This is a genomic window from Paraglaciecola sp. 20A4 (genome assembly GCF_011378905.1).
Taxonomy (GTDB): domain Bacteria; phylum Pseudomonadota; class Gammaproteobacteria; order Enterobacterales; family Alteromonadaceae; genus Paraglaciecola.
On record NZ_WTPY01000088.1, the window covers coordinates 1 to 787 of the forward strand.

Below are 787 nucleotides of genomic sequence, written 5' to 3' on the forward strand. Positions count from 1 at the left end.
TAACAGCTGCAATCACTACTGTACTCGCTAAAACGTACGGCGGTAACGCATCTGCTTTCGATCAAATCGATAACGCTCCTGAAGAGCGCGAGCGTGGTATCACTATTTCAACGTCTCACGTTGAATACGATACGCCTGCACGTCACTACGCACACGTTGACTGTCCTGGACACGCCGATTATGTTAAAAACATGATCACTGGTGCTGCTCAAATGGATGGCGCAATCTTAGTAGTTGCAGCGACTGATGGTCCTATGCCACAAACACGTGAGCACATCTTGTTAGGCCGTCAGGTTGGCGTACCTTACATGATCGTTTTCATGAACAAATGTGACATGGTAGACGACGAAGAATTGTTAGAATTGGTAGAAATGGAAGTACGTGAATTACTTTCTGAATACGAATTCCCTGGTGATGACTTACCTGTTATCCAAGGTTCAGCTCTTAAAGCCCTTGAAGGCGAAGAGAAATGGGAAGCTAAAATCATCGAGCTTGCAGAAGCCCTTGATTCATACATCCCAGAGCCAGAGCGTGATATCGACAAGCCTTTCCTACTTCCAATTGAAGATGTTTTCTCAATTTCAGGTCGTGGTACGGTTGTAACTGGTCGTGTTGAACGTGGTATTGTTAAAACTGGCGACGAAGTTGAAATCGTTGGTATGAAAGACACAACTAAGAGCGTTTGTACAGGTGTTGAAATGTTCCGTAAATTGCTTGACGAAGGTCGTGCAGGCGAGAACATTGGCGCATTGTTGCGTGGAACTAAGCGTGAAGACGTAGAGCGTGG

The 787-nt window shown here is 45.6% G+C and carries 1 protein-coding gene; it reads left to right on the top strand.

All coding sequences use genetic code 11. The annotated features are described in order from the left end of the window. Nucleotides 1-787, top strand: a 787-nt coding sequence (locus tag GQS54_RS22950; protein ID WP_166426237.1) for an elongation factor Tu, incomplete at both ends; no start/stop codon positions are given.